Consider the following 4,890-nt stretch of genomic DNA (forward strand, 5'->3'; position numbering starts at 1 on the left):
CAGCGGTTTATTGAAGAAGTACGCAGTTTCAGTTTGCAAAAGGTGATGCAGGAAATTGAGCGCCCTTATAACATGCTGTTTGCAGATTAATTGGTCGAAACCTTCAAAGGGGCTTCCCAACGATTAATTAAAGGTGTGTCCGAAGTAAAAATACAATGACTGGTGTTCATTGTTGTGGTAGCCGTAGGCAAAATATACGGGGCCGACAAAGCTGTTCATGCCGACAAAGACGCTCCCAGCCTGTTTGGTATTTTCCCAGTTAACGGCGAGTGGGTCTCTTCCGGTCATATAGTAGTCGTCAAAAATATTCCCGGCTTCCAGCGTGGCGCCGACGTAGAACGGAAAATCCAGAGGGTTGTTGCTGGAGGACATTCGGTAAAGATACTTCAAGCGCGCAAAAATCAAATCGTTGCCGATGAGGGCGTCTTCCGAGTAACCGGAAAGGTTTTGAAAGCCACCGAGTGCATAGGCACGGTGAATGTTCTGAGTCTTGTCGGATTCCGCTTTATAGGCTTCAAAGTGGACGTTGACGGTGTGACGTTTATACGAATAGTAGCTGGATAAAAACGCTTTGAATTCTTGTGACTTTCCGGGGTTGTCAATGCGGTTGAGTGTGTTGAAGTAAGACAGATTCAACAGGCTGCCATTATCGGGGAAGGCGACCTGATTGAGGCTGTCGTATTGAAGACCGACATATAGGGTATTGTCATTGTAATGTTGCTTTTGCTGAGTGTCAGCGTTTTTGCCGATGGTGATTTTACCGTCTTCCCAATAATAACCGCCAAAGCTTCGAAAACGCGGCGTGTGGTTGTAACCGATTTCCAGTGCAGGGGTAATGGTTTGCTGCTCCAGTTGGGTGGACGAAATGTGGCTGTAACGGTTTAATTCGTAGACGGTGTTTTTGATTTCAAAGCTGGGTTGAATGTAAAGTTTCTGGTCGTCACTCAGTGGTTGGTAAAAAGCGGATTTAAACAGTTGCGTCTGGCCGATATTGATCTCGTTTCGCCATTCGCCTCCTAAGCCGTTAGCGGGCATATAGGTGTGCCTGAGACCGAGGTTGAAGAAATTGCTGTCGTTGATATTGGAGGCAAGATTGAATTTCAGTTTAAAGAAGTTCGGTCCCCAAGAAGGCGGGGTGGCGGTGATAATCAAGGTGTTTTTGCCGTTTTCTTCTAGAATTTGATAGGTAATCAATTCAAAAAAGCCCAACCCGTAGAGCTGGGTAATGTCAATTTCCAGTTGATTGCGATCAATGAACTGTCCCGTTTTCTGGCGCAGGTACTGGCGGATGACGGTGTCGGACAAGCGGGTCGTGTTGTTGATTTGAATGGCGTCGATTTTCTCCAGATGGCGGTGAATCGGGCGCGGTTTGAAGTTGGGGTCGCTGAGTTTGCGCAATGTCGGTGCTTTGGCTTCCGCCGCTTTTAGGCCGATTTCAATCAACTCTTTGGGGTGGTCAAAATTCGCCGAGCCGATGGCTTCCGGTATATTTGGACGAATCAGTATGTCTTGGGGTTGTAAGGTGTCGAGCTGTCGCAAGGAGTTGGCATTAATGACACTGGAAATGATTTGACTGCTCACGCCCAAGTAAGAATTGGCTTCTTTTTCAGGCGTCTTGGAATGAATGTCCGATACAATCACGATGTCGGCTCCCATATTGCGAACCACGTCGATGGGGGTGTTGTTGGTGACGCCGCCGTCCACTAGCGATTGCCCGTCAATATGCACTGGCGCGAAAATGCCGGGTACTGACATACTGGCACGCAGGGCACTGGCCAGATCGCCCGATTTGAGAATGACTTCCTGTCCGGTTCGGGCATTGGTGGCGACGGCTCGGAATGGGGTCGGTAGCTTGTCAAAATCGTGAATGTGGCTGACCGGCAGCGTCATGCCCTCCAATATCATGGCCTGTTGTTGACCGAGAAGCAGGCCGCTGGGAAGTTTGAAGGTGGTGCCGTCAAAGCCGAATTCCCCTTTTACAAGGTAATGGAACTGATCTTCTTTACGGCGAAACGATAGATAGTTACGTGAGTTAGAGTCGTTAAATGTTTGATTCCAATCCACATTGTCGGCAAAAGCTTCAATCTCTTCCGGGCTTAAGCCGGAAGCATATAGGCCGCCGACAAGTGCCCCCATACTGGTGCCGGAAATGTAATCGATCGGAATTTTGAGGCGTTCCAGTTCTTTGAGCACGCCAATGTGCGCCAACCCGTGTGCCCCACCGCCGGGAAGTACCAAGCCGATTTTAGGGCGTTTGGTTTCGGTTGTTTCCACCGCCAAGGTGTGTCCACTGGAGACGACCGTGAACAGCGCGATGATCCAATAGAAGTAGGTTGCTTTTTGGATAAAGAGATTACCGCTTGCCATCACCACCTGCCTTGATTAAAAGCGCATCCAGCCAGCGTCCGGGGAGAAGTCGCTTGAGGATTGCAAATAAAATGGTTGGCATCGTGACGCGATAACGTATGCCAGGCCTGGTCGAATGGAGTATTTTTTCAACCACGGCCGTCACCGCTTCGGGGCCAAGGGTAAAGGGTGCGCTCGAGCCTTCGGTTTCTAAGCGTTCGATCATGGCGTTGTAGTTGTCACGATGGGCACTCTGTTCTTTGCGGATCCAGCGTTTGAACTGGGCATAGGCATTGGCGCGGAAGCTTGAAAGTATTGGTCCGGGTTCAATCAGCACCACTTGAATATCCGTGCCCTTTAATTCCAGTCGCAAGGTGTCGGCGAGCCCTTCCAGGGCGAATTTGCTGGCGTTGTATGCCCCACGGTACGGCATGGCGGCAAAGCCGAGGATGGAGCTGTTGTAGACGATTTTACCATGGCCTTGCTGGCGCATAATGGGCAGGATTTGGTTGGTGAGCACTTGAGTGCCGAAGACATTGGTCTCAAACTGATGGCGCAAGGCTTCGCGGCTGAGATCTTCCACGGCACCGGGCAGGCCGAAAGCGGCATTGTTGAATAGCAGGTCGATGCGTTCGGTAACCTTTTGGATGTCCTGAATGGCGCTTAGTATGGACGTGTCACTGGCTAAATCCATTTGAAAGCATTCCAGTCCCGCTTGCCTTAGGCGTTCAACATCTTTTGGTTGGCGACAGGTGGCGATTACACGATAGCCTTTTTGGTGAAAGTGGCTGGCCGCATGAAGACCGATTCCGCTGGAGCAACCGGTAATTAGGAGCGTTGGGCGATTAGGCATCTGGTGTTGTCGTTTCAGGTTGGTTAACAAGGACGCAAGCGTTATTGCGAGTTATTGTAGCGCGCAATTTGGGCTCACGGCAGTAACCTCTTGCAATGACGTTTTGCAATCTTAGGATAATCTTAGGGTAACTTACGCAAAGTGCAAGTGTTTCGTTTGAATTTTTTGGAAAATATAATGTCTTAATCTACCGATTGAGCGTTTATTCGGATTCCGCCAAAACGGTTTTCAATTCTTATATAATAGCGGGCTTGATTCCAGCGTGTAGGTCGCCAGTCAAATGTCATTTATCAAACGTTACTTAATCGCAGGGTTGTTGGTCTGGTTGCCGCTGGGGGTGACCATTGCGGCATTGATTTTTTTGGTCAATCTGTTCGATCAGAGTTTGCTGTTGTTGCCCAAAGAGTACCGGCCGGATGAAATTTTTGGGCGTCACATTCCCGGTTTCGGTATTATCCTGTCGTTTTTGTTGATTTTTGTGACCGGTATGCTGGTGGCGAACTTTTTTGGTCGTTATTTGTATGGCATCTGGGAGAAGCTGCTGTCTCGAATTCCGCTGGTGCGTTCCATCTATACGGCGGTGAAGCAGATTGCCGAGGCGTTGTTCGGTGCGGGTTCCCAGACGTTTCAAAAGGTGTATCTGCTACAGTACCCGCGAGTCGGTCTTTGGACACTGGCGTTTCAGACCAGTAAGACACAAGGTGAGGCGCAAATAAAAACCGATATGACGGATGTGGTGAATTTGTTTGTGCCGACCACGCCCAACCCAACGTCCGGATTTTTTATTATGGCGTCCAAGCGTGAAGTGTACGAGTTGGATATGAGTGTGGATGATGCGCTGAAAATGGTGATTTCCGGTGGTGTTGTGGTGCCGCCCTGGGAAAAACTCGATGCTTCCGGTGAGGTGGTTGAGGTAATCGAACCAATAGAACCGGATAAGGTCAAGACGCCGATGCCGTCTGAGAAGTCATAGAATTTGAATGTAACTTTTTAATCATTAAAAAAACAAGACGCGCCTGCTGCGGCGTGTGTTAGCGAAATAAGGTAATAAACGATATGATGCGTACACACTATTGTGGACAAGTAACTGAAACTTTGGAAGGCCAGCAGGTCACTGTATCCGGCTGGGTACATCGCCGTCGTGACCACGGTGGGGTCATCTTCATTGATTTGCGTGATCGTGAAGGGCTTGTTCAGGTAGTGGTGAATCCGGGAAATGACGCCATGTTTAATATTGCGGAGCGTGTGCGTTCCGAGTATGTGTTGAAGGTGCAAGGCAAAGTGTGCGCTCGAACGCCGGAAACCATCAATCCGAAAATGACCACCGGGAAAATCGAAATCGTTGCCGATGATCTGGAAGTATTGAGCGCGGCGGAACCGATCCCGTTCCAATTGGACGACAAACATATTTCCGAAGAAGTGCGTTTGACGTATCGTTATCTGGATTTGCGTCGTGATGAAATGCAGGAAGCTTTGCGTACCCGTTACCGAGTGACGCGTTCCATGCGTCGTTATCTGGATGACAATGGCTTTATGGACATGGAAACGCCGATTCTCACCAAGTCCACACCGGAAGGTGCGCGCGATTATCTGGTGCCGAGCCGAACGCATCCGAATAAATTCTTTGCCTTGCCGCAGTCTCCGCAGTTATTCAAACAGTTGCTGATGATGTCCGGTTTCGACCGTTATTA

4 protein-coding genes are annotated in these 4,890 nt (G+C 49.4%); 2 read left to right on the top strand and 2 right to left on the bottom strand.

The features are described 5' to 3' along the window. Positions 1-123: 123 nt before the first annotated feature. Positions 124-2,367 carry a patatin-like phospholipase family protein gene (locus ACP5D0_RS09930; protein WP_472365625.1) on the bottom strand — a complete coding sequence of 748 codons (2,244 nt, stop codon included), beginning with the start codon at positions 2,365-2,367 and terminating at the stop codon, positions 124-126. Further along, entirely contained in the window at positions 2,354-3,199 is an 846-nt protein-coding gene (locus ACP5D0_RS09935) for an SDR family NAD(P)-dependent oxidoreductase (protein ID WP_472365626.1), read from the bottom strand. The genes ACP5D0_RS09930 and ACP5D0_RS09935 overlap by 14 nt, the downstream gene beginning before the upstream one ends. A gap of 280 nt (positions 3,200-3,479) precedes the next feature. Here ACP5D0_RS09935 and ACP5D0_RS09940 point away from each other — a divergent pair, with 280 nt between their 5' ends. Next, on the top strand, positions 3,480-4,172 hold the full coding sequence (locus ACP5D0_RS09940) for a DUF502 domain-containing protein (protein ID WP_472365628.1): 693 nt from the start codon (positions 3,480-3,482) through the stop codon (positions 4,170-4,172). Between the two features lie 83 nt (positions 4,173-4,255). Beyond that, on the top strand, positions 4,256-4,890 hold a 635-nt coding region (locus tag ACP5D0_RS09945), incomplete at its 3' end, for an amino acid--tRNA ligase-related protein (RefSeq protein ID WP_472365629.1).

Origin of the sequence: Hydrogenovibrio sp. (genome assembly GCF_049975065.1) — a bacterium.
Classification (GTDB): domain Bacteria; phylum Pseudomonadota; class Gammaproteobacteria; order Thiomicrospirales; family Thiomicrospiraceae; genus Hydrogenovibrio.

Coding starts and splice junctions, on each gene's coding strand:
- ACP5D0_RS09940 (WP_472365628.1), top strand. CDS start 3,480: ATGTCATTTATCAAACGTTACTTAATCGCAGGGTTGTTGGTCTGGTTG.
- ACP5D0_RS09930 (WP_472365625.1), bottom strand. CDS start 2,367: ATGGCAAGCGGTAATCTCTTTATCCAAAAAGCAACCTACTTCTATTGG.
- ACP5D0_RS09935 (WP_472365626.1), bottom strand. CDS start 3,199: ATGCCTAATCGCCCAACGCTCCTAATTACCGGTTGCTCCAGCGGAATC.